A 21,463-nucleotide genomic window follows, 5' to 3' on the forward strand; every position below is an offset into this window, starting at 1 on the left:
CCTTGCCATGGAGCGTCTGATCCGCGTTCTGGGCATCTTGACCCGTTGGGGGCTTGGCCTGTGCGCCTTGCTTGCCGTGCTGGTGGCGTTGTACGTCAGCCTTGGCCGCGAGCTGGTGCCACTGGTTGCCGAGTACCGCGCCGAGGTGGAGCAGAAGGCCGAGGCCGCACTGGGCATGCCGGTGCATATCGGTGCCCTGGAAGGCCGCTGGAGCGGCCTTGCGCCGGTGTTGCGCGTGCGCGACGTGCAGCTGGGCGAAGGCGCCGGCGCCTTGCGCCTGGACGAGGTCAAGGTGGTGCCTGACCTGTGGGCCAGCCTGATGCAGCGTCAGGTCCGCCTGGCCCAGGTCGAACTGGGCGGCCTGCAACTGAACCTGCACGAAGATGAAAACGGTCACTGGAGCCTCAAGGGGCTGCCGGTGCAGGACGATCAGCCACTGGATGTACAGCAGTTGCTCGAACGCAGCCAGGTGGTGGCGAAGGTGTCGGTGCTCGACAGCCAGGTGACCCTGGAGCCGTTCGCGCATGAGCCGATGACCCTGACCTATGTGAGCCTCGGGCTGCAGACCGGCAGCGTGCGCCAGCGCCTGGATGCGCGCCTGACCCTGCCCGACGGCCAGCCGATGAGCCTGAGCCTGCGCAGCCGCGTGCGCGCCGACCAGTGGCGCGACGGTGCGGTGGATGCCTACCTCAGCCTGCCACAGAGCGACTGGGCCAAATGGGTGCCGGCGCGGCTGCTGGGCCCGTACACGGCCAGCGAACTGCGTGCCGGTGGCGAGGCCTGGGTAGGGTGGGGCAAAGGCCAGTTGCAGACCGCGACGCTGCGCCTCAACGCGCCCCAGCTCAAGGGTGCGCATGCCGGTCGCAAGGCGGTAAAGGTCGAGAACCTGGCGCTCAATGCCTGGTTCAGGCGTAGCGACAAGGGCTTTGACGTGGTGCTCGATTCCCTGGCCATGAGCCTGGGCGACACCCGCTGGGAATCCCACGTTCAACTCAGGCAGAGCGCCGCCACCGAGCCGGCCGATGAAGTGTGGGCAATCCAGGCCGACCGCCTCGATTTGACCCCGCTGACCCCGCTGATTCAGGCGCTCGCGCCGCTGCCGGAGGCGGGCATGGCCGTGGTCGAGGGCCTCAAGGTCACCGGCGGCCTGCGCAATGTGCGCCTGGACGTGCGGCCCAGGGCCGAAGGCGATCAGCGCCTGAGCTTTGCAGCCAACCTGGACCGCGTCGGCTTCAATGCCTACCACGGCGCCCCCGCTGCCGGAAATGTCAGCGGCAGCATCAGCGGCGACCTGGGCCAGGGCGAGCTGCGCCTGGACACCGACAAGTTCATGCTGCACCTGACGCCGATCTTCGCCGACCCCTGGCATTACCTGAAGGCCAATGCACGCCTGACCTGGCGACTGGACTCCGAGGGTTTCACCCTGGTTGCGCCGTACCTTAAGGTGCTGGGTGACGAGGGCAGGATTGCCGGCGACTTCCTGATCCGGCTGCTGTTCGACGATGCACGCGAAGACTACATGGACCTGCGTGTGGGCCTGGTCGACGGCGATGGCCGCTACACCGCCAAGTACCTGCCCGAAGTGCTCAGCCCTGCGCTGGACCACTGGTTGCGCACCGCAATCCTCAAGGGCGCGGTGGATGAAGGCTACTTCCAGTATCAGGGTTCGCTGCACCACGGCGCGACCCCCGAGTCGCGCAGCATCAGCCTGTTCTTCAAGGTGCATGACGCCGAGCTGGACTTCCAGCCCGGCTGGCCCCACGTGAGCAAGGTCGATGGCGACGTGTTCATCGAGGACACCGGTGTGCGGGTCAAGGCGCGCAGCGGGCAGTTGCTCGGCACCCGGGTGCGCAATGTTGACGTGAACATTCCCCATGTGAACGAAGGCGAGCATACCCACCTGTACCTGGACGGAGAGTTCGACGGGCGCCTGGCCGACGGGGTGAAGATCCTGCAGGACGCGCCGATCGGTACCGGCCCGACCTTCGCCGGCTGGGAAGGCGAGGGCCCGCTGCAGGGCAAGCTCAAGCTCGATATCCCCCTGGAGCACGGCCAGCAGCCCAAGGTGCTGGTGGACTTCAGCACCGAACAGGCGCGCCTGAAGCTGAGTGAACCGCCGCTGGAGCTGAGCCAGTTGAACGGCACTTTCCGCTTCGACTTCGACAAGGGGCTCAGCGGCCAGAACATCACCGCGCGCGCCTTCGACAAGCCCATCAGCGCACAGATCTTTGCCGAGGGGCAGCCTGGGCAATTGCAGACCCGTATCGCCGCCAAGGGCCAGATCGCCTTGAAGGCGCTGACCGACTGGCTGAAATTCACCCAGCCCTTGCCAGCCTCCGGAGAAATTCCCTACCAGTTGCAGGTCAGTGTCGGCAGCCGCGAAAACCAGCTGAGCATCGACTCTACCCTCAAGGGCCTGAAAGTGGACCTGCCGGCGCCATTCGGCAAGGCGGTCAGCGAAACCCGGGCCACGCAGTTCAAGATGAACCTGCAAGGGCCGCAACAGCGCTTCGATGTGGCCTACGCCGACGTCGCCAGGCTGGCCTATGCCGCGCCTGCCGGCAAGCTCGGCCAGGGGCGCGGTGAGCTGCTGCTGGGCAACGGCACGGCGCAACTGCCGGCCGGTCAGGGCCTGCGGGTGCGTGGCCGGCTCGCGCAGCTGGACATTGAGCCCTGGCAGAAGCAGTTCGAGCAGATGGCCGGTGACGATCCGGGCGGCAATGCCCGGCAGGTGCTCAACAGCGTGGACGTGAGCATCGGCCAGCTCAAGGGCTTTGGCCAGACCCTCAACCAGGCAGTGGTACGCCTGGACCGCGGGAGCAACTTCTGGAACCTGCGCCTGGACAGCAAGCAGGTCATCGGCACGGCTCGCCTGCCCGATGCCAAGGGCGCCCCGATCGTGATCAACCTGCCGACCCTCCACCTGCCGCCGTCCGACCCGGCCGACGCCAGCGCAGTGGACGGACCGGACCCGCTGGCCGATGTCGACCCGCGCAAGATCCCGGCGATCGACCTGAGCATCGGCAGGCTGTTCCTTGGCGATGATCTGCTCGGCAGCGTCGCGCTGAAAACCCGTCCCACCTCCAAGGGCGTGGCCCTGAACGACCTGGACCTGAACCTCAAGGGCCTGGCGATCGATGGCACCGCCACCTGGGAAGGCACGCCGGGGCGCAGCGACAGCTGGTACAAGGGGCGCCTGGAAGGCAAGAACCTGGCCGATGTGCTGACCGCCTGGGGCTTCGCGCCGACGGTGACCAGCCGCGACTTCCGCCTGGACGTGGACGGACGCTGGCAGGGGTCGCCGGCCTGGGTCAGCCTCAAGCACTTCTCCGGCAACCTCGATGCCTTGCTGCGCAAGGGGCAGTTCGTCGAAGTGGAAGGCGGGGCGCAGGCCTTGCGCGTGTTCGGCCTGCTCAATTTCAACTCGATCGGCCGGCGCCTGCGCCTGGACTTCTCCGACCTGCTCGACAAGGGCCTGAGCTACGACCGGGTCAAGGGCCTGCTGGTGGCAAGCGAGGGGGTGTATGTGACGCGCGAGCCGATCACCCTGACCGGCCCGTCCAGCAACCTCGAGCTCGATGGCACCCTGGACATGGTTCGGGACCGGGTCGATGCGACCTTGCAGGTGACCTTGCCGGTGACCAACAACCTGCCCCTGGCGGCGCTGATCGTGGGCGCGCCAGCGGTGGGCGGGGCGCTGTTCCTGGTGGACCGGCTGCTGGGGGATCGGGTGGCGCGCTATGCCAGTGTGCATTACCGCGTCGAGGGCCCGTGGAAAGAGCCTAAGATTAGCTTTATCAAACCTTTCGAGAAGTCGCGCTAGAACATGGACATGACGTCAGCGGTTATTCAGATGGTCAGCCAGGACGATGTGCCGGGCAACCTGGCGCGGGCCCGTGCCCTGCTGGAGCGGGCTGCCGAAGGGGGCGCGCGGCTGGCGGTACTGCCGGAAAACTTCGCTGCCATGGGCCGGCGCGACAGCGCCGCCATCGGCCGGGCCGAGGCGCTGGGGGAGGGGCCGATCCTGCCATGGTTGAAACAGGCCGCCCGCGACCTCAGGTTATGGATTGTAGCGGGCACCTTGCCGCTGCCGCCGCTCGACCGGCCCGAGGCCAAAGCCCATGCCTGCTCCCTGCTGGTCGACGAGCACGGCGAGCAGGTGGCCCGCTACGACAAGTTGCATCTGTTCGATGTGGATGTGGCCGACAACCGTGGCCGCTACCGCGAGTCGGACGATTATGCCCACGGCGCGCGGGTGGTGGTGGCCGATACCCCGGTGGGGCGCCTTGGCCTGAGCGTGTGCTATGACCTGCGCTTTCCCGAGCTGTACAGCGCGCTGCGTGCGGCCGGAGCCGAACTGATCAGTGCACCGGCAGCCTTTACTGCAGTAACCGGTGCGGCCCATTGGGACGTGCTGATTCGCGCCAGGGCCATAGAGACACAGTGTTACGTATTGGCGGCCGCCCAGGGCGGCACGCACCCGGGGCCACGGGAAACCCATGGCCATGCCGCCATCGTCGACCCCTGGGGGCGTATCGTTGCCCAGCAGGCCAGCGGTGAAGCGGTGCTGCTGGCGCCCCGCGACAGCAGCGAACAGGCGTCCATTCGGGCGCGGATGCCGGTGGCCTCGCACCGGCGCTTTTTTTCGCAGGACGCATTGCGGCCTGCGCACACCTCGGAGTGACTATGAGCGAGTTGTTATCCACTGTCAGCGATCACCTGCTGGCGCCGGGCGGCCTGACCCTCGACAGCCTGCAATCGGTGCTGGGCGAGTTGGCCGGGCCGGGAATCGACGCCGCCGACCTGTACTTCCAGGGCCAGATTTCAGAGTCCTGGGCGCTTGAAGACGGCATCGTCAAGGAAGGCAGCTTCAACCTCGACCAGGGGGTCGGGGTACGCGCCCAGTCTGGTGAAAAGACCGGCTTTGCCTACAGCAACGCGATCAACCTCGAAGCCCTGACTTCCGCTGCACGCGCCGCGCGCTCCATTTCCCGCGCCGGCCAGAATGGCAGCGTGCAAGCCTTCAAGAGCCAGGACGTGACCGCGCTGTATGCGCCGGGCAACCCGCTGGATGTGCTCAGCCGCGCCGAGAAGGTCGAGCTGCTCAAGCGTGTCGACGTGGCCACGCGTGCCCTGGACCCGCGTATCCAGCAGGTCAGCGTTAGCATGGCCGGGGTGTGGGAGCGCATTCTGGTGGCCGCTGCCGATGGCAGCCTGGCGGCCGACGTGCGGCCGCTGGTGCGCTTCAACGTCAGTGTGATCGTCGAGCAGAATGGCCGTCGCGAACGTGGCGGGCATGGCGGCGGCGGGCGCACCGACTACCGCTACTTCACCGACGAGCGGGTGATGGGTTTTGCCCGTGAGGCGCTGCGCCAGGCACTGGTCAACCTCGAGGCCATTCCGGCACCGGCCGGCACCTTGCCGGTGGTGATGGGCGCCGGGTGGTCCGGTGTGCTGCTGCACGAGGCGGTCGGGCATGGCCTGGAGGGCGATTTCAACCGCAAGGGCAGCTCGGCCTACAGTGGCCACCTGGGCGAGAAGGTCGCGTCCAGCCTGTGCACCATCGTCGACGACGGCACCCTCGAAGGGCGCCGCGGTTCGTTGAGCGTGGATGACGAAGGCACCCCGACCGAATGCACCACACTGATCGAGAACGGCATTCTCAAGGGCTACATGCAGGACAAGCTCAATGCCCGCCTGATGGGCATGGCAGTCACCGGCAACGGGCGGCGCGAGTCGTATGCGCACCTGCCGATGCCACGCATGACCAACACCTACATGCGCGCCGGCGAAAGCGACCCGGCGGAGATCATCGCCTCGGTCAAGCGTGGCATCTACTGCGCCAACCTCGGCGGTGGCCAGGTGGACATCACCAGCGGCAAGTTCGTGTTCTCCACCAGCGAGGCTTACCTGATCGAAGACGGCAAGATCACCGCGCCGGTCAAGGGTGCGACGCTGATCGGCAACGGCCCCGAGGCCATGAGCCGGGTGTCGATGGTCGGCAACGACCTGTCGCTGGACAGTGGTGTGGGTACCTGTGGCAAGGATGGGCAGTCGGTGCCGGTGGGCGTTGGCCAGCCGACCCTGAAGATCGATGCGATCACCGTGGGTGGCACGGGCGCATGAGCATGAAACCGGGCGGACAGGGTGCCTGCCCGGTGGCGAGAATCAGCGCAGGCCGCGCTGGATTTCGTCGAGGTCGCGGATGTACTTGAAGATCTTGCGGCTGGCGGTGGGCGCCTTGTTGCGCGCCAGCTCGTGCTGGGCCTGGCGGATCAGCGAGCGCAGCTGCTGGCGATCGGCGTCCGGGTATTCCTGGACGAACTTCTCCAGTACGTCGTCGGTGCCGCCGATCAGCCGGTCGCGCCAGCGTTCGAGGTTGTGGAAGCGTTCGTTGTACTGGCGCGAAGAGGCGTCGAGCTGGTCGAGCAGCGCGAGGATCGCGTCGATGTCCTGGTCGCGCATCAGCTTGCCGATGAACGACTTGTGACGGCGCTTGGCTTCGTTCGCGGTGTGCCGCTTGTGCTCTTCCAGGGCCGCGCGCAGTTCGTCGGTCAAGGGCAGTTTGGCCAGGATATCGGGCTTGAGCGTGGTAAGGCGCTCGCCCATATCAACCAGCGCCTGCATCTCGCGCTTGATTTGGGTTTTGCTTTTTTCGCCGTCGAAGGCGGTGTCGTAAGAATCAACCATGGGGGCAGTCCGCTGAGAATCGCCGCCATGATAACCAGTCGGGGGCCGCTTGTCCGGTCCGGTCGTAGATTGACCCGAGCCGAACGCAGAATTTGAGTGGAGAAAACCATGAGTGCAGTCCAGAGCGTAGGTCCGCAGGCCCTGCCGGCGTTGCAGGAACAGGTCGAACAGATCATCGCCGAAGCCCGGCGCCAGGGCGCCAGCGCCTGCGAAGTGGCCGTATCGCTGGAGCAGGGGTTGTCGACCTCGGTACGCCAGCGCGAGGTGGAGACGGTGGAGTTCAACCGCGACCAGGGCTTCGGCATCACCCTGTATGTGGGCCAGCGCAAGGGTTCGGCAAGCACCTCGGCCAGTGGCAGCGATGCCATCCGCGAGACCGTGGCGGCGGCCCTGGCCATTGCCAAGCACACCTCCGAGGACGAATGCTCGGGCCTGGCCGACCCGGCCCTGATGGCCCGTGACCTGCAGGATTTCGACCTCTATCACGCCTGGGACATCACCCCCGAGCAGGCCATCGAAAAGGCCCTGGCCTGCGAAGCCGCGGCGTTCGACACCGATGCCCGCATCAAGAACGCCGATGGCACCACACTCAGCACCCACCAGGGATGCCGGGTGTACGGCAACAGCCACGGCTTCATCGGTGGCTACGCCTCCACCCGCCACAGCCTGAGCTGCGTGATGATCGCCGAAGGTGACGGGCAGATGCAGCGTGACTACTGGTATGACGTGAACCGCCAGGGCGAGCTGCTGGCCGATCCGCAGAGCATCGGGCGTCGCGCGGCGCAGCGTGCGGCGGCGCGCCTGGGCGCACGTCCGGTGCCGACCTGCGAGGTACCGGTGCTGTTCTCGGCGGAGCTGGCCGGCGGGTTGTTCGGCAGTTTCCTGTCGGCGATTTCCGGCGGCAACCTGTACCGCAAGTCGTCGTTTCTGGAAGGTTGCATGGGCCAGCGCCTGTTCCCCAGCTGGCTGACTCTGGACGAGCGGCCGCACCTGCAGCGTGCCCTGGGCAGTGCCTCGTTCGATGGGGACGGCCTGGCGACCTATGCCAAGCCGTTCGTCGAAAATGGCGAGCTGGTGTCGTATGTGCTGAGCACCTATTCCGGACGCAAGCTGGGGCTGCCAAGCACCGCCAACGCCGGTGGCGTGCACAACCTGTTCGTCACGCATGGGGTCGAAGATCAGGCTGCATTGCTGCGCCGCATGGGGCGCGGGTTGCTGGTGACCGAGCTGATGGGGCATGGCTTGAACATGGTGACCGGTGACTATTCGCGCGGCGCAGCGGGGTACTGGGTGGAGAACGGCGAGATCCAGTTTGCGGTTCAGGAAGTCACGATTGCCGGCAACATGAAGGACATGTTCCAGCAGATTGTCGCTATCGGCAACGATCTTGAAACCCGTAGCAATATTCACACAGGCTCGGTGCTGATCGAGCGCATGACGGTCGCCGGCAGCTGACACCGCCGGCCTGTGCGCGGTCCCCGTAGGCGCCGGCGTTGCCGGCGAAGGGGCCACCTCAGGTTACACATCGAAGCCCGGCCCCGTGCCGGGCTTTTTGCTTTTCGCCTTTGGTCGCACTTGAACTGATTCTGATTATCACTTAATAATGACTATCATTATCTAGGCGATGATGTTCATGAGACCTGTCCTTCACGAATTGCCCTACCTCGAAAACTGGCGCTGGCTGAGCCGGCGAATTCGCTGTGCCCTCGAGCCCGACGAGCCGCGCCTGATCGAACACTACCTGGCCGAAGGTCGCTACCTGGTCTGCTGCACCGAGACCTCGGCCTGGACCGTCGCCTTGACTTCCTTCCGCCTGCTGCTCGACACCGCGTGCGACCGCATGCTGCCGTGGCATTGGCGCTGCTTGTGCCTGGACCAGGCCTGGAAGCCGCTGCTGCAGCTGCGCAAGCTCGACGGCGGCGAGCACGGCCAGCGCTGGCAGCCCTTCGCCCTGCAACTGGCGAACTGCACGCTGCTGCCTTCGATTTCTTTCGCTGAACTGATGCAAGGACTTGATGATGAGTAATACCCGTATCGAGCGTGACAGCATGGGTGAGCTGCAGGTGCCGGCCGAGGCCCTGTTTGGCGCCCAGACCCAGCGCGCGGTGAACAACTTCCCGATCAGCCAGCAGCGCATGCCGACCCAGTTCATCCGGGCCCTGCTGCTGGCCAAGGCCGCCGCCGCCAAGGCCAACGTCGAGCTGGAGCAGATCAGCCAGGCACAGGGCGCTGCCATCGTCACCGCCGTGGAACAGTTGCTGGCTGGCGATTTCATGCAGCACTTCCCGGTCGACGTGTACCAGACCGGCTCCGGCACCAGCTCCAACATGAATGCCAACGAGGTGATCGCGACCCTGGCCAGCCGTGTGCTGGGCGACACGGTAAACCCCAATGACCATGTCAACTGCGGCCAGAGCAGCAACGACATCATCCCCACCACCATCCACGTGAGCGCCGCGCTGGCCCTGCACGAACAACTGCTGCCGGCGCTCAAGCACCTGGTGCAGGTGATCGAGCACAAGGCCGAGCAAGTGCACCCGTTCATCAAGACCGGTCGCACCCACCTGATGGACGCCATGCCCGTGCGCATGAGCCAGGTGCTGGGCGGCTGGGCGGCACAGGTCAAGGCGGGCATCGGTCACTTGAACGACACCCTGCCAAGCCTGCAGGCCCTGGCCCAGGGCGGCACTGCGGTGGGCACCGGGATCAACGCCCACCCCGCGTTCGCCGCGCGCTTCAGCCAGCAACTGAGCGGCCTGACCGGGGTGCAGTTCGTGCCGGGGGAAAACCTGTTTGCCCTGATCGGCTCGCAGGACACCGCCGTGGCTGTTTCCGGTCAGCTCAAGGCCACCGCCGTGGCCCTGATGAAGATCGCCAACGACCTGCGCTGGATGAACTCCGGCCCGCTTGCCGGGCTGGGCGAGATCGAGCTTGAAGGGCTGCAGCCCGGCTCCTCGATCATGCCGGGCAAGGTCAACCCGGTGATTCCGGAAGCCACCGCCATGGTGGCCGCGCAGGTCATCGGCAACGATGCGGCCATCGCCGTGGCGGGCCAGTCGGGCAACTTCGAACTGAACGTGATGCTGCCGATCATTGCGCAGAACCTGCTGGGCAGCATCGAGCTGATGGCCAATGTGAGCCGTCTGCTGGCCGACAAGGCTATCGCCACCTTCAAGGTCAACGAACCCAAGCTCAAGGAAGCCCTGGCGCGCAACCCGATCCTGGTGACCGCGCTGAACCCGATCATCGGCTACCAGAAGGCTGCCGAAATCGCCAAGACCGCCTACAAGCAGGGGCGCCCGATCATCGAGGTTGCGCTGGAACACACCGACCTGCCGCGCAGCCAGCTGGAAGTCCTGCTCGACCCTGAAAAACTCACGGCCGGCGGTATCTGACACCGCCCACCGCTTCGGAGGTTTCTGTCATGCAGCATTGGAAACGCACCACTGAAATAGCCAACCGCCTGTTCCAACAGGGCGATCTGGTGGATGCCCGCGAGTTGTACTTGCAGGCCCTGGCCTTGGCCCAGGTGTTGTTCGAGCGCTGGCAGGACGCCGACGAGGCGGTGGCCGCCTGTGTGATTTCGCACCACAACCTGGCCGACCTGCATTTGCGCCTCAAGCAGCCGCAGGAGAGCGCCGAGTACCTGTGCGCCATCCACCAGCGCCTGTTGCAGGCCAGCCAGGATCAGCGCCTTTCGCCGTTGCTGCGCGATGCGGCGCTGCGCCAGAGCAGCAAGACCTACACCGAACTGCTCAATTTCATCAGCGAGTATGGCCAGTACCCCCGTACCGAACGCCTGCTCTACCGCCAGGGGGCGCAGCCGGCGCTGTTTGCCGGCCAGGAACAACTACAGCCCCCAGCCCTTCATTATGGAACCCACTGATATGCCGCATACCTTGCCTGCATTGCCGTACGCCTACGATGCGCTGGAACCGCACATCGACACCCAGACCATGCAGATTCACCACAGCAAGCACCACCAGACCTACATCAACAACCTCAATGCCGCCATCGAGGGCACCGAATACGCCGAGTGGCCGATCGAGCAGCTGGTCGCCAGCGTCAAGAGCCTGCCGCAGAATCTGCAGGCCGCAGTGATCAACCAGGGCGGCGGGCACGCCAACCACAGTCTGTTCTGGACGGTGATGGCGCCCGGCGGCGGTCAACCCCACGGCGCGGTGGGCGAGGCGATCGATGACCAGCTGGGCGGTTTCGAGGCATTCAAGGATGCGTTCACCAAGGCTGCGCTGACCCGCTTCGGCAGTGGCTGGGCGTGGCTGAGCGTAACGCCGCAGAAAACCCTGGTGGTAGAGAGCAGCGGCAACCAGGACAGCCCGCTGATGAATGGCAATACGCCCATTCTTGGCCTGGACGTGTGGGAGCATGCCTACTACCTGCTGTACCAGAACCGTCGCCCCGAATACATCGGCGCCTTCTACAACGTGATCAACTGGTCCGAAGTAGAGCGTCGCTACGTTGCTGCCCTGGTGTGAGTCCTAGCGGCATGCGCTCGGAGGTGATGGCCATTGGCGGTGTGCGCCTGTTCAGGTTGGCGCTGGGCACACTGCTGCTGTTGGTGGGGACGGCGTTGCTGCTGGTACAGGGCTTCGCCTGGCTGGACCTGGAACCGCGGATGTTGCGTGCGCTTGAGGGTGGGGCCATGTGTGCGCTGGGCACTGCCCTGGGCGCAGTGCCGGTGTTGGTGATTCGCAGCATGCCGGTGGCCGTGGCCGATACCCTGATGGGGTTCGGTGCAGGCGTGATGCTGGCCGCCACGGCGTTCTCGTTGATCATCCCGGGGCTGGACGCCGCACAGGCGGTCGGCTTCGGCAAATGGGGGGCAGGTGGCCTGATCAGCTTCGGCCTGCTGTTCGGTGCGTTCTGCATCTACCTGGTGGACCGCAGGGTCTCGGGCGCAACACCGGACGACCTGGTCGCCGTGCCCGGCAGGCCGGTGATTCCGGCGCGCATCTGGGTGTTCGTGATTGCCATCATTGCCCACAACATCCCCGAAGGCATGGCCATCGGGGTGTCGGCCGGTGGCGGCATGCCGGATGCCGACAGCCTGGCCATGGGTATCGCCCTGCAGGATGTGCCAGAGGGGTTGGTGATCGCGCTGGTGCTGGCTGGAGCGGGGATGGGCCGTTTCAAGGCGTTTCTGATCGGCGCGGCATCCGGGCTGGTGGAGCCACTGGCGGCGGTGTTGTGCGCGTGGGTGGTGAGCGTCGCCGAACTGATGCTGCCGCTGGGCCTGGCTTTCGCTGCCGGGGCCATGTTGCTGGTGGTGACCCAGGAGATCATTCCCGAGTCACGCAGCAACGGCAATCATCGCCTGGCCAGCCTGGGGCTGTGCATCGGCTTCTGCCTGATGATGGTGATGGATACCGCGTTGTCCTGAAGCGAGAAGGCGAGGTTACTCGCCTTCGTCGAAATAGTTGTTGATCAGTTCGACCAGGCCTTGCAGCGCTTCGGCTTCCTGTTCGCCTTCGGTCTTGAGGTGGATGCTCGTGCCCTTGCCGGCGGCGAGCATCATCACGGCCATGATGCTCTTGCCATCGACCATCGACTCCGGGGTACGGCCTACACGCACCGAACACGGGTACTTGCCCGCCACGCCAACGAACTTGGCCGCTGCCCGGGCGTGCAGCCCCAGCTTGTTGATAATCTCGATTTCAATTGCGGGCATCGCGGGCGGGATCCTGAGGGCTAGAGGTCGCGGTGGCGAACCTGGACGTTCTTCAATGTTTGTTGCAGCACCTGGCCCAGGCGTTCGGTGATGTACACCGAGCGATGATGACCGCCGGTGCAGCCGATGGCGATGGTGACATAGGCCCGGTTGCTGGCGGCGAACCGTGGCAGCCACTTGAGCAGGTACGACGAAATGTCCTGGAACATCTCCTCGACGTCCGGTTGCGCGGCCAGGTAGTCGATGACCGGTTGCTCCAACCCCGAATGATCCCGCAGCTCGGGCTTCCAATAGGGGTTGGGCAGGCAGCGCACATCGAACACCAGGTCGGCGTCGACCGGCATGCCACGCTTGAAGCCGAACGACTCCACCAGAAACGCCGTGCCCGGCTCGGGCTGGTTGAGCAGGCGCAGCTTGATCGAGTCGCGCAGCTGGTACAGGTTGAGGTTGGTGGTGTCGATCTTGAGGTCGGCCAGGTCGGCGATCGGCCCCAGCAGGTCGCTCTCTACCCGGATGGCTTCGGCCAGGGAGCGTTGCGTATTGGTCAGCGGGTGGCGTCGGCGCGTCTCCGAGAAGCGCTTGAGCAGGGTTTCTTCGTCGGCGTCCAGGTACACCACATCGCAATGGATGTGCTTGCTGCGGGCATCCTCCAGCAGCTCGGGGAAGCGGCTCAGGTGGCTGGGCAGGTTGCGCGCGTCGATGGAAACGGCCACCAGCGGCTGCAGCAGCTCGGTATTGATCAGTGCGTTTTCGGCCAGTTGCGGCAACAGCCCGGCAGGCAGGTTGTCGATGCAGTAGTAGCCGTTGTCCTCAAGTACCGCGAGCGCGGTGCTCTTGCCGGAGCCGGAGCGACCGCTGACGATGATCAAGCGCATGTTCAGTGCCCGTTTTGCACGTCCAGTACGACCTGGTACAGGGATTGGCTATCGGTGGCCGCGCGCAGTTTGTCGCGCACGTCCTTGCGGTCGAGCATGCTGGCGATCTGGCGCAGCAGCTCAAGGTGCGCATCGGTGGCGGCTTCCGGGACCAGCAGCAGAAACAGCAGGTCGACGGGGGCGCCATCGATGGCGTCGAAGTCGATGGGAGCGTCCAGGTGCAGCAGGGCGCTTACCGGTTTTTCACAACCTTTCAAGCGGCAGTGCGGGATGGCGATACCATTGCCGAAGCCGGTCGAACCCAGTTTTTCACGGGCGATCAGGCTCTCGAACACGGTTTGGGTGTCCAGCTCGGGTACTTCCTTGCCGATCAGATTGGCAATCTGTTCGAGCGCACGCTTTTTACTGCCGCCCGGCACGTTCACGAGGGAACGGCCGGGGGTCAGGATATCTTCTAGTCGGATCATGGGTGGGGGGGATCAGCGGGCCGCTGCACCTTGCAGGAGGCTTTGCTGTTTTTCCTTGTGTTTTTTCAGTTGGCGGTCGAGCTTGTCGGTAAGGGCGTCGATCGCTGCATACATGTCTTGATGTTCGGCGTTGGCAACCACTTCGCCGCCCGGGATCTGCAAGGTAGCCTCAATTTTCTGCTGAAGCTTTTCGACCTTCATGATCACCGTCACGTTGGTGATCTTGTCGAAGTGACCCTCCAGTCGTTTCAGCTTCTGCTCGACATACTCGCGCAGTGGCGGAGTGACTTCTACATGCTGTCCACTGATATTGACTTGCATACAGCTTCTCCTTTTGTTGCCGGTGCATAAGAGGCAGGTGTTGCGCCTGCCACTGAATTGCGGTGGCACATCTCAGGGGATGTCACATCAATCGCTTGCGTTCGCTCGACGGTGCAATGCCAAGGGACTCGCGGTACTTGGCGACGGTGCGACGGGCTACCTGGATGCCTTGTGCCTCCAGTAAACCAGCGATCTTGCTGTCACTCAATGGCTTTTTCTGATTTTCAGCCGCGACCAGTTTCTTGATGATCGCGCGGATCGCCGTGGACGAGCATTCGCCGCCCTCGGAGGTGCTCACGTGGCTCGAGAAAAAGTATTTCAGTTCGTAGATGCCGCGCGGGGTGTGCATGTATTTCTGCGTGGTCACCCGCGAAATGGTCGACTCGTGCATGCCCACCGCCTCGGCGATATCGTGCAGTACCAGCGGTTTCATCGCCTCGTCGCCGTGGTCGAGAAAGCCGCGCTGGTGCTCGACGATCTGCGTGGCCACCTTCATCAGCGTCTCGTTGCGGCTCTGCAGGCTCTTGATGAACCAGCGCGCCTCCTGCAACTGGTTGCGCATGAAGGTGTTGTCGGCGCTGGTGTCGGCGCGACGCACGAAGCCGGCGTATTGCGGGTTGACCCGCAGGCGCGGCACGGCTTCCTGGTTCAGCTCGACCAGCCAGCGGTCGGAATCCTTGCGCACGATGACATCGGGCACCACGTATTCGGCTTCGCTGGACTCGATCTGCGAGCCGGGGCGCGGGTTGAGGCTCTGTACCAGTTCGATGACCTGGCGCAGTTCGTCTTCCTTGAGCTTCATGCGACGCATCAGCTGGCTGTAGTCGCGGCTGCCGAGCAGGTCGATGTAGTCGCTGACCAGGCGCTGCGCCTCGGCCATCCACGGCGTACGCGGCGGCAGCTGGCGCAGTTGCAGCAGCAGGCATTCGCTGAGGTTGCGGGCACCGATGCCGGCGGGCTCGAACTGCTGGATACGGTGCAGCACGGCCTCGACTTCGTCGAGTTCGATGTCCAGTTCCGGGTCGAACGACTCGCACACCTCTTCGAGGGTTTCCTCGAGATAGCCCTGGTTGTTGATGCAGTCGATCAGCGTCACGGCAATCAGCCGGTCGGTGTCGGACATCGGTGCCAGGTTGAGCTGCCACAGCAGGTGGCTCTGCAGGCTCTCGCCGGCGGAGGTGCGGGTGGTGAAGTCCCACTCGTCATCGTCATTGCTGGGCAGGCTGCTGGCGCTGGTCTGGTAGATGTCTTCCCAGGCCGTGTCGACCGGCAGTTCGTTGGGGATGCGCTCGTTCCATTCGCCTTCTTCGAGGTTGTCCACCGTGGGGGCGGACTCCTGGAAGCTGCTCTCCTGAGGTTCGGCAACCGGCTTGGTCTCGGCGTTGTCGGCCATCGGGTCGCTGTTGTCGAAATCCTCGCCTTCTTCCTGGCGTTCGAGCATCGGGTTGGACTCCAGCGCCTCCTGGATTTCCTGTTGCAGGTCCAGGGTGGAGAGCTGGAGCAGTCGGATAGCCTGTTGCAACTGAGGAGTCATCGTCAGTTGCTGGCCCATTCTTAGGACGAGCGATGGTTTCATGGCTGGGGCTTAACACCTTATTCGCCGGCGCACAGGCGCCATCTACTACAAGGGCGCGAGAGGCGCCAACTTTAAGCAAATTATATGCCTGAAATCAAAGCGTTTGCCTAGAGCGCTGGAACAATTAACCCCGGGTGGAGCCATTTGCCAGCGCCCAGGCAGCGCCATGTTCAGCCATGTGCCGCAGCTTACAGGCGGAACTCGTGGCCGAGGTACACCTCTTTCACCAGGTCGTTGGCCAGGATGGTCTGTGCATCGCCTTCGGCGATCAACTGGCCATCGTTGACGATGTAGGCGGTCTCGCAGATATCCAGGGTTTCACGGACGTTGTGGTCGGTGATCAGCACGCCGATGCCCTTGGCCTTGAGGTGGTGGATGATCTGCTTGATGTCGCCCACGGAGATCGGGTCGACACCGGCGAAAGGTTCGTCGAGCAGGATGAACTTGGGCGCGGTGGCCAGTGCCCGGGCAATCTCCACCCTGCGCCGCTCACCACCGGACAGGCTCATGCCCAGGTTGTCGCGGATGTGGCTGATGTGAAATTCCTGCAGCAGGCTTTCAAGCTCCTTGCGGCGACCATCGCGGTCGAGCTCCTTGCGGGTCTCGAGGATCGCCATGATGTTGTCGGCCACCGACAGCTTGCGAAAGATCGAGGCTTCCTGCGGCAGGTAGCCGATGCCGGCACGTGCGCGACCATGCATGGGCTGGTGGCTGACGTCCAGGTCGTCGATCAGCACGCGGCCCTGGTCGGCCTGTACCAGGCCGACGATCATGTAGAAGCAGGTGGTCTTGCCGGCGCCGTTGGGGCCGAGCAGGCCGACGATCTGGCCGCTGTCGATGGACAGGCTGACATCACGCACGACTTGCCGGCTTTTGTAGGCCTTGGCCAGGTGCTGGGCTTTGAGGGTTGCCATCTACTCGGCCTTCTTCTTCGGCTGGATCACCATGTCGATGCGCGGACGCGACTCGGTGACTTTGCCACCGCGACCAGCGGTAGCGATCTGCTTCACCGTGTCGTAGACGATTTTCTCGCCTTCGGTGGTGTTGCCTTCATTGATGACCTTGGCGCGGTCGATCAGCACGATGCGGTTCTGTGGCGCATTGTACTGAATGGTCTTGCCGTAGCCCTGCATCTTGTCCGGCTTGGCTGCGCTCTGCTGCTGCTCGAAGTAGGCCAGGTTGCCCACCGAGGTCACGACGTCGATATCGCCGGAGGCAGTGCGGGTGATGGTCACGGTGTTGCCTTTGATCATCATCGAGCCCTGGGTGATGATCACGTCACCGGTATAGGTGGCAACGCCTTTCTTGTCATCCAGTTGAGCCTGGTCAGCCTGGATACGGATAGGCTGATCACGGTCGTTCGGCAGGGCCCAGGCGCTCGCGCTTCCCAGTGCTGCGCTCAGGCTGAGCAAAAAGGGGAGGGTTTTAACGAGCCTCATACTGTCCTCTTACGTTGGACAGCAGGTTCATCCTGCCGTCTTTCAGATACGCTTTCATTCCCTTGCCCGTAGTTGTGCCACCGGCGCCGTCGATTCTAACGGCTTGCTCGGTCTGCGCATATTGCTTCTGCGGGAAGACTGTCATGCGGGTAGTGGTAATGATGGTTTCGCGGTTCTGGTCGTCGGTGCGGGCAACCCGCACGTTGTCGATCAGTTCCACTTCGGTGCCGTCCGGGTTGACCTCGCCGCGGGTGCTCTGCACGTGCCACGGGTAGGCGGTACCGCGGTACATGTTGAGGTCCGGCGTGGTCAGCAGCGTCACTTCGCTGACCTTGAGGTGTTCGACCTTGTCGGCGGTCATCTCGTACTGCAGCTTGCCATCGGGCAGAAACTGCACGCTGTGGGCATTGATGGCGTAGTAGTCGATGGCGCTTTCGTCGACCTGCGCTGCGGGCTCGTCGAGGAACGTCTCGGGGCTGATGTTCCAGTAGCCGACCGCTGCAAACAAGGCAGCGATCACACTGAACAGCGCGATATTGCGGATCTTTTTACTGAACATGGATCGCTCTACAGGTAGTTGGCATTCGCCGCGTCCAGGTTGCCCTGGGCTTGCAGGATCAGTTCGCAGAACTCGCGGGCTGCGCCTTCGCCACCGCGCGCAAGGGTCACGCCATGGGCGTGCTGGCGCACGAACGGAGCGGCACTGGCTACGGCCATGCCCAGGCCGACCCGGCGAATCACCGGCAGGTCTGGCAGGTCGTCGCCCAGGTAGGCAACCTGTTCATAGCTTAGGCCCAGTTGACCAAGAAGGTCGTCGAGCACCACCAGTTTATCTTCGCGGCCCTGGTACAGGTGCGGGATGCCGAGGTTTTTCGCACGACGTTCGACCACCGGCGTCTTGCGCCCGCTGATGATCGCGGTGGTCACGCCCGAGTTCATGAGCATCTTGATGCCCTGGCCGTCGAGGGTGTTGAAGGTCTTGAATTCGCTGCCGTCCTCGAGAAAGTACAGGCGACCGTCGGTCAGCACGCCGTCCACATCGAATACCGCCAGCTTGATGGCCTTGCCGCGTTGCAGCAGATCGTCGTTCATTTACATCACTCCGGCGCGCAGCAGGTCGTGCATGTTCAGGGCGCCGACCGGCTGGTCGAGCGTGTCCACCACCACCAGCGCGCTGATCTTGTGGTCTTCCATGATCTTCAGGGCCTCGGCCGCGAGCATCTCGGCGCGGGCGGTCTTGCCGTGTACGGTCATCACTTCGTCGATCAGCGTGGTGTGCACGTCGATGTTGCGATCCAGGCTGCGGCGCAGGTCGCCGTCGGTGAACACCCCGGCCAGGCGGCCGTCGCTTTCGCGCACCACGGTCATGCCCAAACCTTTGCGAGACATTTCAAGCAGGGCGTCCTTGAGCAGCGTGCCGCGCTGAACCTGGGGCAGCTCGTCACCGCCGTGCATCACGTTCTCGACCTTGAGCAGCAGGCGTCGGCCCAAGGCACCGCCCGGGTGCGAGAAGGCGAAGTCTTCGGCAGTGAAGCCGCGCGCCTCGAGCAGGGCGATGGCCAGGGCGTCGCCGAGTACCAGCGCAGCGGTGGTGGAGGACGTCGGGGCCAGGTTCAGCGGGCAGGCCTCCTGGCCCACGCGGGCGTCCAGGTTGACCTCGGCGGCCTTGGCCAGCGGCGAGTCGGGGTTGCCGGTGAGGCTGATGAGCTTGATGCCCAGGCGCTTGATCAGTGGCAGCAGGGTCACGATTTCGTTGGTGGTGCCCGAGTTGGACAGTGCCAGGATGATGTCGTCCCGGGTGATCATGCCCATGTCGCCGTGGCTGGCCTCGGCGGGGTGAACGAAGAACGACGTGGTGCCGGTGCTGGCCAGGGTGGCGGCAATCTTGTTGCCGATGTGCCCGGATTTGCCCATGCCCACCACCACGACCCGGCCCTTGCTGGCCAGGATCAGCTCGCAGGCCTTGACGAAATCGGCGTCGATATGGGCCAGCAGGCCCTCTACCGCTTCGATCTCGAGACGGATGGTGCGCTGTGCGGATTGGATCAGGTCGGTGGATTGGCTCATGTCGTAGATCGGATTGCCTGATGAAAAGGCGGGGATTATAGCGGTAATGCGCCAAAGCCTCACCTGTGATTGCAAGGATGCTCTGCCAGAAACCTTAAGTGAGCCTTAACTTGAGCTGAACAGCCTCGGTGATGGCCTTGGGGTGGCTCTATCAGCGGTGCTATAGTTCGCCGCCTGTTCGGCCCGCTCGGAGCGTGCGTGCCTCCATGAAGGAGGTTGGCGTCTGAGTGAAAAGGCTGCATCGCAAGGAGTTTAGATGAGCGTTGATAACGCCTACGCGGTCGAATTGAAGGGCGTGACCTTCAAGCGCGGCGCGCGCAGCATCTTCAATAATGTCGACATACGCATTCCCCGCGGCAAGGTTACCGGCATCATGGGGCCTTCCGGGTGCGGCAAGACCACGCTGCTGCGTCTGATGGGCGCGCAACTGCGCCCTGCCAGCGGCGAGGTGTGGGTGGCCGGGCAAAACCTGCCGACCCTGTCGCGCAGCGACCTGTTCGACGCGCGCAAGCACATGGGCGTGCTGTTCCAGAGCGGTGCACTGTTCACCGACCTCGACGTGTTCGAGAACGTCGCCTTCCCGCTGCGGGTGCATACCCAGCTGCCCGAGGAAATGATCCGCGACATCGTGCTGATGAAGCTGCAGGCCGTGGGCTTGCGCGGTGCCATCGAGCTGATGCCCGACGAACTGTCCGGCGGCATGAAGCGCCGTGTGGCGCTGGCCCGGGCGATTGCCCTGGACCCGCAGATCCTCATGTACGACGAACCTTTCGTCGGCCAGGACCCGATCGCCATGGGCGTGCTGGTACGCCTGATCCGCCTGCTCAACGATGCGCTGGGCATCACCAGCATCGTGGTTTCGCACGATCTTGCAGAAACCGCGAGCATTGCCGACTACCTGTATGTGGTGGGGGACGGCCAGGTACTGGGCCAGGGTACGCCGCAGGAGCTGATGGAGTCGGACAACCCGCGTATCCGCCAATTCATGAAAGGCGATCCGGATGGTCCGGTGCCCTTTCATTTTCCTGCGCCTGATTACCGCGCCGATCTGTTGGGGAAGCGTTGATGCGCAGAAAGTCATTGCTCGAACGTATTCGTCTGTTTGGTCGCTCCGCGATCGACGTGGTGGCCGTGCTGGGGCGCTCCTGCCTGTTCCTGCTGCATGCCCTGGTGGGGCGCGGCGGGATTGGCGGCGGGTTCCAGTTGCTGGTCAAGCAGCTGTACTCGGTCGGCGTGATGTCGCTGGCCATCATCGTCGTGTCCGGCGTGTTCATCGGTATGGTGCTGGCCCTGCAGGGCTTCAGCATCCTCACCAAGTACGGTTCGGAACAGGCGGTGGGGCAGATGGTTGCCCTGACCCTGCTGCGTGAACTGGGCCCGGTGGTGACCGCGCTGCTGTTCGCCGGGCGGGCCGGGTCGGCGCTGACGGCCGAAATCGGCAACATGAAATCCACCGAGCAGCTGTCGAGCCTGGAGATGATCGGCGTCGACCCGCTCAAGTACATCGTTGCACCGCGCCTGTGGGCCGGCTTCATCTCGCTGCCGCTGCTGGCGATGATCTTCAGCGTGGTCGGCATCTGGGGCGGGTCCTGGGTGGCGGTGGACTGGCTGGGAGTCTATGAAGGTTCCTTCTGGTCGAACATGCAGAACAGCGTTTCGTTCGTCGACGATGTACTCAACGGGGTGCTCAAGAGCCTCGTGTTTGCCTTCGTCGTCACCTGGATTGCCGTATTCCAAGGCTATGACTGTGAGCCCACTTCAGAGGGGATCAGCCGTGCCACTACCAAGACCGTGGTCTATGCCTCGCTGGCAGTCCTGGGTCTGGACTTTATTCTGACCGCCTTGATGTTTGGAGATTTCTGATGCAAAACCGCACCCTGGAAATCGGTGTCGGCCTGTTCCTCCTGGCCGGGATCCTGGCACTGCTTCTGCTGGCCCTGCGCGTCAGCGGCCTGTCCGCCAGCCCGAGCAGCGATACCTATAAACTTTACGCCTACTTCGACAATATCGCCGGTTTGACTGTCAGAGCTAAAGTGACCATGGCCGGTGTAACCATCGGCAAGGTCACGGCCATCGATCTGGACCGCGATACCTATACCGGTCGGGTGACGTTGCAGCTGGAAAAACGCGTCGACAACCTGCCGACCGATTCCACCGCGTCGATCCTGACCGCCGGGTTGCTCGGCGAGAAGTACATCGGCATCAGCGTGGGCGGTGAGGAAGCGGTGCTCAAGGAAGGTGGAACCATCCATGACACCCAGTCGGCGCTGGTACTGGAAGATCTGATTGGCAAGTTTTTGCTCAATACCGTTGGCAAAGAAGCTAAATAAGGAGTTTCC

Annotated in this window: 23 protein-coding genes; 12 read left to right on the plus strand and 11 right to left on the minus strand. The window is 64.0% G+C overall.

The genetic code is table 11. From position 1 onward, the window contains the following. The first annotated feature begins 7 nt into the window (after positions 1 to 7). The 3 genes from KH389_RS04965 to tldD are packed head-to-tail and all read left to right on the plus strand — an operon-like array spanning position 8 to position 6,126. Complete coding sequence (locus tag KH389_RS04965) at positions 8 to 3,823, plus strand: YhdP family protein (protein ID WP_213606982.1); 3,816 nt, start codon at positions 8 to 10, stop codon at positions 3,821 to 3,823. A gap of 9 nt (positions 3,824 to 3,832) precedes the next feature. Next, complete coding sequence (locus tag KH389_RS04970; protein WP_054916383.1) at positions 3,833 to 4,684, plus strand: carbon-nitrogen hydrolase family protein; 852 nt, start codon at positions 3,833 to 3,835, stop codon at positions 4,682 to 4,684. Positions 4,685 to 4,686: 2 nt separating this feature from the next. Continuing rightward, entirely contained in the window at positions 4,687 to 6,126 is a 1,440-nt protein-coding gene (tldD, locus tag KH389_RS04975; RefSeq protein WP_043862470.1) for a metalloprotease TldD, read from the plus strand. 42 nt (positions 6,127 to 6,168) lie between these two features. On the opposite strand, the gene yjgA is transcribed toward tldD, so the two are convergent. Beyond that, positions 6,169 to 6,690, minus strand: coding sequence for a ribosome biogenesis factor YjgA (gene yjgA, locus KH389_RS04980; protein ID WP_043862469.1), 522 nt, complete (start codon positions 6,688 to 6,690; stop codon positions 6,169 to 6,171). 108 nt (positions 6,691 to 6,798) lie between these two features. Between yjgA and pmbA the strand changes: the two genes are divergently transcribed. The 6 genes from pmbA to KH389_RS05010 all read left to right on the plus strand — a co-directional run bounded on the left by pmbA (position 6,799) and on the right by KH389_RS05010 (position 12,091). Further along, positions 6,799 to 8,145, plus strand: coding sequence for a metalloprotease PmbA (pmbA, locus tag KH389_RS04985; protein WP_043862468.1), 1,347 nt, complete (start codon positions 6,799 to 6,801; stop codon positions 8,143 to 8,145). A gap of 169 nt (positions 8,146 to 8,314) precedes the next feature. Then, the gene (locus tag KH389_RS04990; RefSeq protein WP_043862467.1) at positions 8,315 to 8,716 is read left to right on the plus strand and encodes a hypothetical protein; all 402 of its coding nucleotides are present in this window, start codon (positions 8,315 to 8,317) and stop codon (positions 8,714 to 8,716) included. Then, a complete protein-coding gene (locus KH389_RS04995; RefSeq protein WP_213606984.1) occupies positions 8,709 to 10,085 on the plus strand; it encodes a class II fumarate hydratase in 1,377 nt (458 codons plus the stop codon). The genes KH389_RS04990 and KH389_RS04995 overlap by 8 nt, the downstream gene beginning before the upstream one ends. A gap of 29 nt (positions 10,086 to 10,114) precedes the next feature. Continuing rightward, positions 10,115 to 10,576: a tetratricopeptide repeat protein gene (locus tag KH389_RS05000; RefSeq protein WP_043862465.1), complete on the plus strand. Its 462-nt coding sequence runs from the start codon at positions 10,115 to 10,117 to the stop codon at positions 10,574 to 10,576. Position 10,577: 1 nt separating this feature from the next. Then, a complete protein-coding gene (locus tag KH389_RS05005; RefSeq protein WP_213606985.1) occupies positions 10,578 to 11,186 on the plus strand; it encodes a superoxide dismutase in 609 nt (202 codons plus the stop codon). A gap of 11 nt (positions 11,187 to 11,197) precedes the next feature. Next, positions 11,198 to 12,091 carry a ZIP family metal transporter gene (locus KH389_RS05010; protein ID WP_058541430.1) on the plus strand — a complete coding sequence of 298 codons (894 nt, stop codon included), beginning with the start codon at positions 11,198 to 11,200 and terminating at the stop codon, positions 12,089 to 12,091. A 15-nt stretch (positions 12,092 to 12,106) separates the two neighbouring features. Here the strand turns inward: KH389_RS05010 and KH389_RS05015 are convergent, their stop codons facing one another. The 10 genes from KH389_RS05015 to KH389_RS05060 all read right to left on the minus strand — a co-directional run bounded on the left by KH389_RS05015 (position 12,107) and on the right by KH389_RS05060 (position 19,124). Further along, the gene (locus KH389_RS05015; RefSeq protein ID WP_043862462.1) at positions 12,107 to 12,379 is read right to left on the minus strand and encodes an HPr family phosphocarrier protein; all 273 of its coding nucleotides are present in this window, start codon (positions 12,377 to 12,379) and stop codon (positions 12,107 to 12,109) included. A 20-nt stretch (positions 12,380 to 12,399) separates the two neighbouring features. Then, a complete protein-coding gene (gene rapZ / locus KH389_RS05020; protein WP_043862461.1) occupies positions 12,400 to 13,254 on the minus strand; it encodes an RNase adapter RapZ in 855 nt (284 codons plus the stop codon). 2 nt (positions 13,255 to 13,256) lie between these two features. After that, on the minus strand, positions 13,257 to 13,721 hold the full coding sequence (gene ptsN, locus KH389_RS05025; RefSeq protein WP_043862460.1) for a PTS IIA-like nitrogen regulatory protein PtsN: 465 nt from the start codon (positions 13,719 to 13,721) through the stop codon (positions 13,257 to 13,259). A gap of 12 nt (positions 13,722 to 13,733) precedes the next feature. Further along, positions 13,734 to 14,042, minus strand: coding sequence for a ribosome hibernation-promoting factor, HPF/YfiA family (gene hpf / locus KH389_RS05030; protein WP_043862459.1), 309 nt, complete (start codon positions 14,040 to 14,042; stop codon positions 13,734 to 13,736). An 82-nt stretch (positions 14,043 to 14,124) separates the two neighbouring features. Beyond that, positions 14,125 to 15,618 carry an RNA polymerase factor sigma-54 gene (locus KH389_RS05035; protein ID WP_043862458.1) on the minus strand — a complete coding sequence of 498 codons (1,494 nt, stop codon included), beginning with the start codon at positions 15,616 to 15,618 and terminating at the stop codon, positions 14,125 to 14,127. A 188-nt stretch (positions 15,619 to 15,806) separates the two neighbouring features. Further along, a complete protein-coding gene (gene lptB / locus KH389_RS05040) occupies positions 15,807 to 16,532 on the minus strand; it encodes an LPS export ABC transporter ATP-binding protein (protein ID WP_043862457.1) in 726 nt (241 codons plus the stop codon). After that, the gene (gene lptA, locus KH389_RS05045) at positions 16,533 to 17,057 is read right to left on the minus strand and encodes a lipopolysaccharide transport periplasmic protein LptA (RefSeq protein WP_054916380.1); all 525 of its coding nucleotides are present in this window, start codon (positions 17,055 to 17,057) and stop codon (positions 16,533 to 16,535) included. Further along, positions 17,044 to 17,616, minus strand: a complete 573-nt coding sequence (gene lptC / locus KH389_RS05050) for an LPS export ABC transporter periplasmic protein LptC (RefSeq protein WP_210014157.1) — start codon at positions 17,614 to 17,616, stop codon at positions 17,044 to 17,046. Before lptC ends, lptA begins: the two co-directional genes overlap by 14 nt. Before the next feature lie 8 nt (positions 17,617 to 17,624). Beyond that, a complete protein-coding gene (locus KH389_RS05055) occupies positions 17,625 to 18,149 on the minus strand; it encodes a KdsC family phosphatase (RefSeq protein WP_043862454.1) in 525 nt (174 codons plus the stop codon). Then, positions 18,150 to 19,124, minus strand: coding sequence for a KpsF/GutQ family sugar-phosphate isomerase (locus KH389_RS05060; protein WP_043862453.1), 975 nt, complete (start codon positions 19,122 to 19,124; stop codon positions 18,150 to 18,152). Positions 19,125 to 19,380: 256 nt separating this feature from the next. Between KH389_RS05060 and KH389_RS05065 the strand changes: the two genes are divergently transcribed. From KH389_RS05065 to mlaD, 3 genes are read left to right on the plus strand one after another with little or no spacing between them, the layout of a single operon-like run. Beyond that, positions 19,381 to 20,190: an ATP-binding cassette domain-containing protein gene (locus KH389_RS05065; protein WP_043862452.1), complete on the plus strand. Its 810-nt coding sequence runs from the start codon at positions 19,381 to 19,383 to the stop codon at positions 20,188 to 20,190. Then, positions 20,190 to 20,987: a lipid asymmetry maintenance ABC transporter permease subunit MlaE gene (gene mlaE / locus KH389_RS05070; RefSeq protein ID WP_043862451.1), complete on the plus strand. Its 798-nt coding sequence runs from the start codon at positions 20,190 to 20,192 to the stop codon at positions 20,985 to 20,987. The genes KH389_RS05065 and mlaE overlap by 1 nt, the downstream gene beginning before the upstream one ends. Beyond that, positions 20,987 to 21,454, plus strand: a complete 468-nt coding sequence (gene mlaD, locus KH389_RS05075; RefSeq protein WP_043862450.1) for an outer membrane lipid asymmetry maintenance protein MlaD — start codon at positions 20,987 to 20,989, stop codon at positions 21,452 to 21,454. The genes mlaE and mlaD overlap by 1 nt, the downstream gene beginning before the upstream one ends. Positions 21,455 to 21,463 lie beyond the last annotated feature (9 nt).

Origin of the sequence: Pseudomonas qingdaonensis (assembly GCF_018398475.1) — a bacterium.
Classification (GTDB): Bacteria; Pseudomonadota; Gammaproteobacteria; order Pseudomonadales; family Pseudomonadaceae; genus Aquipseudomonas; species Aquipseudomonas palmensis.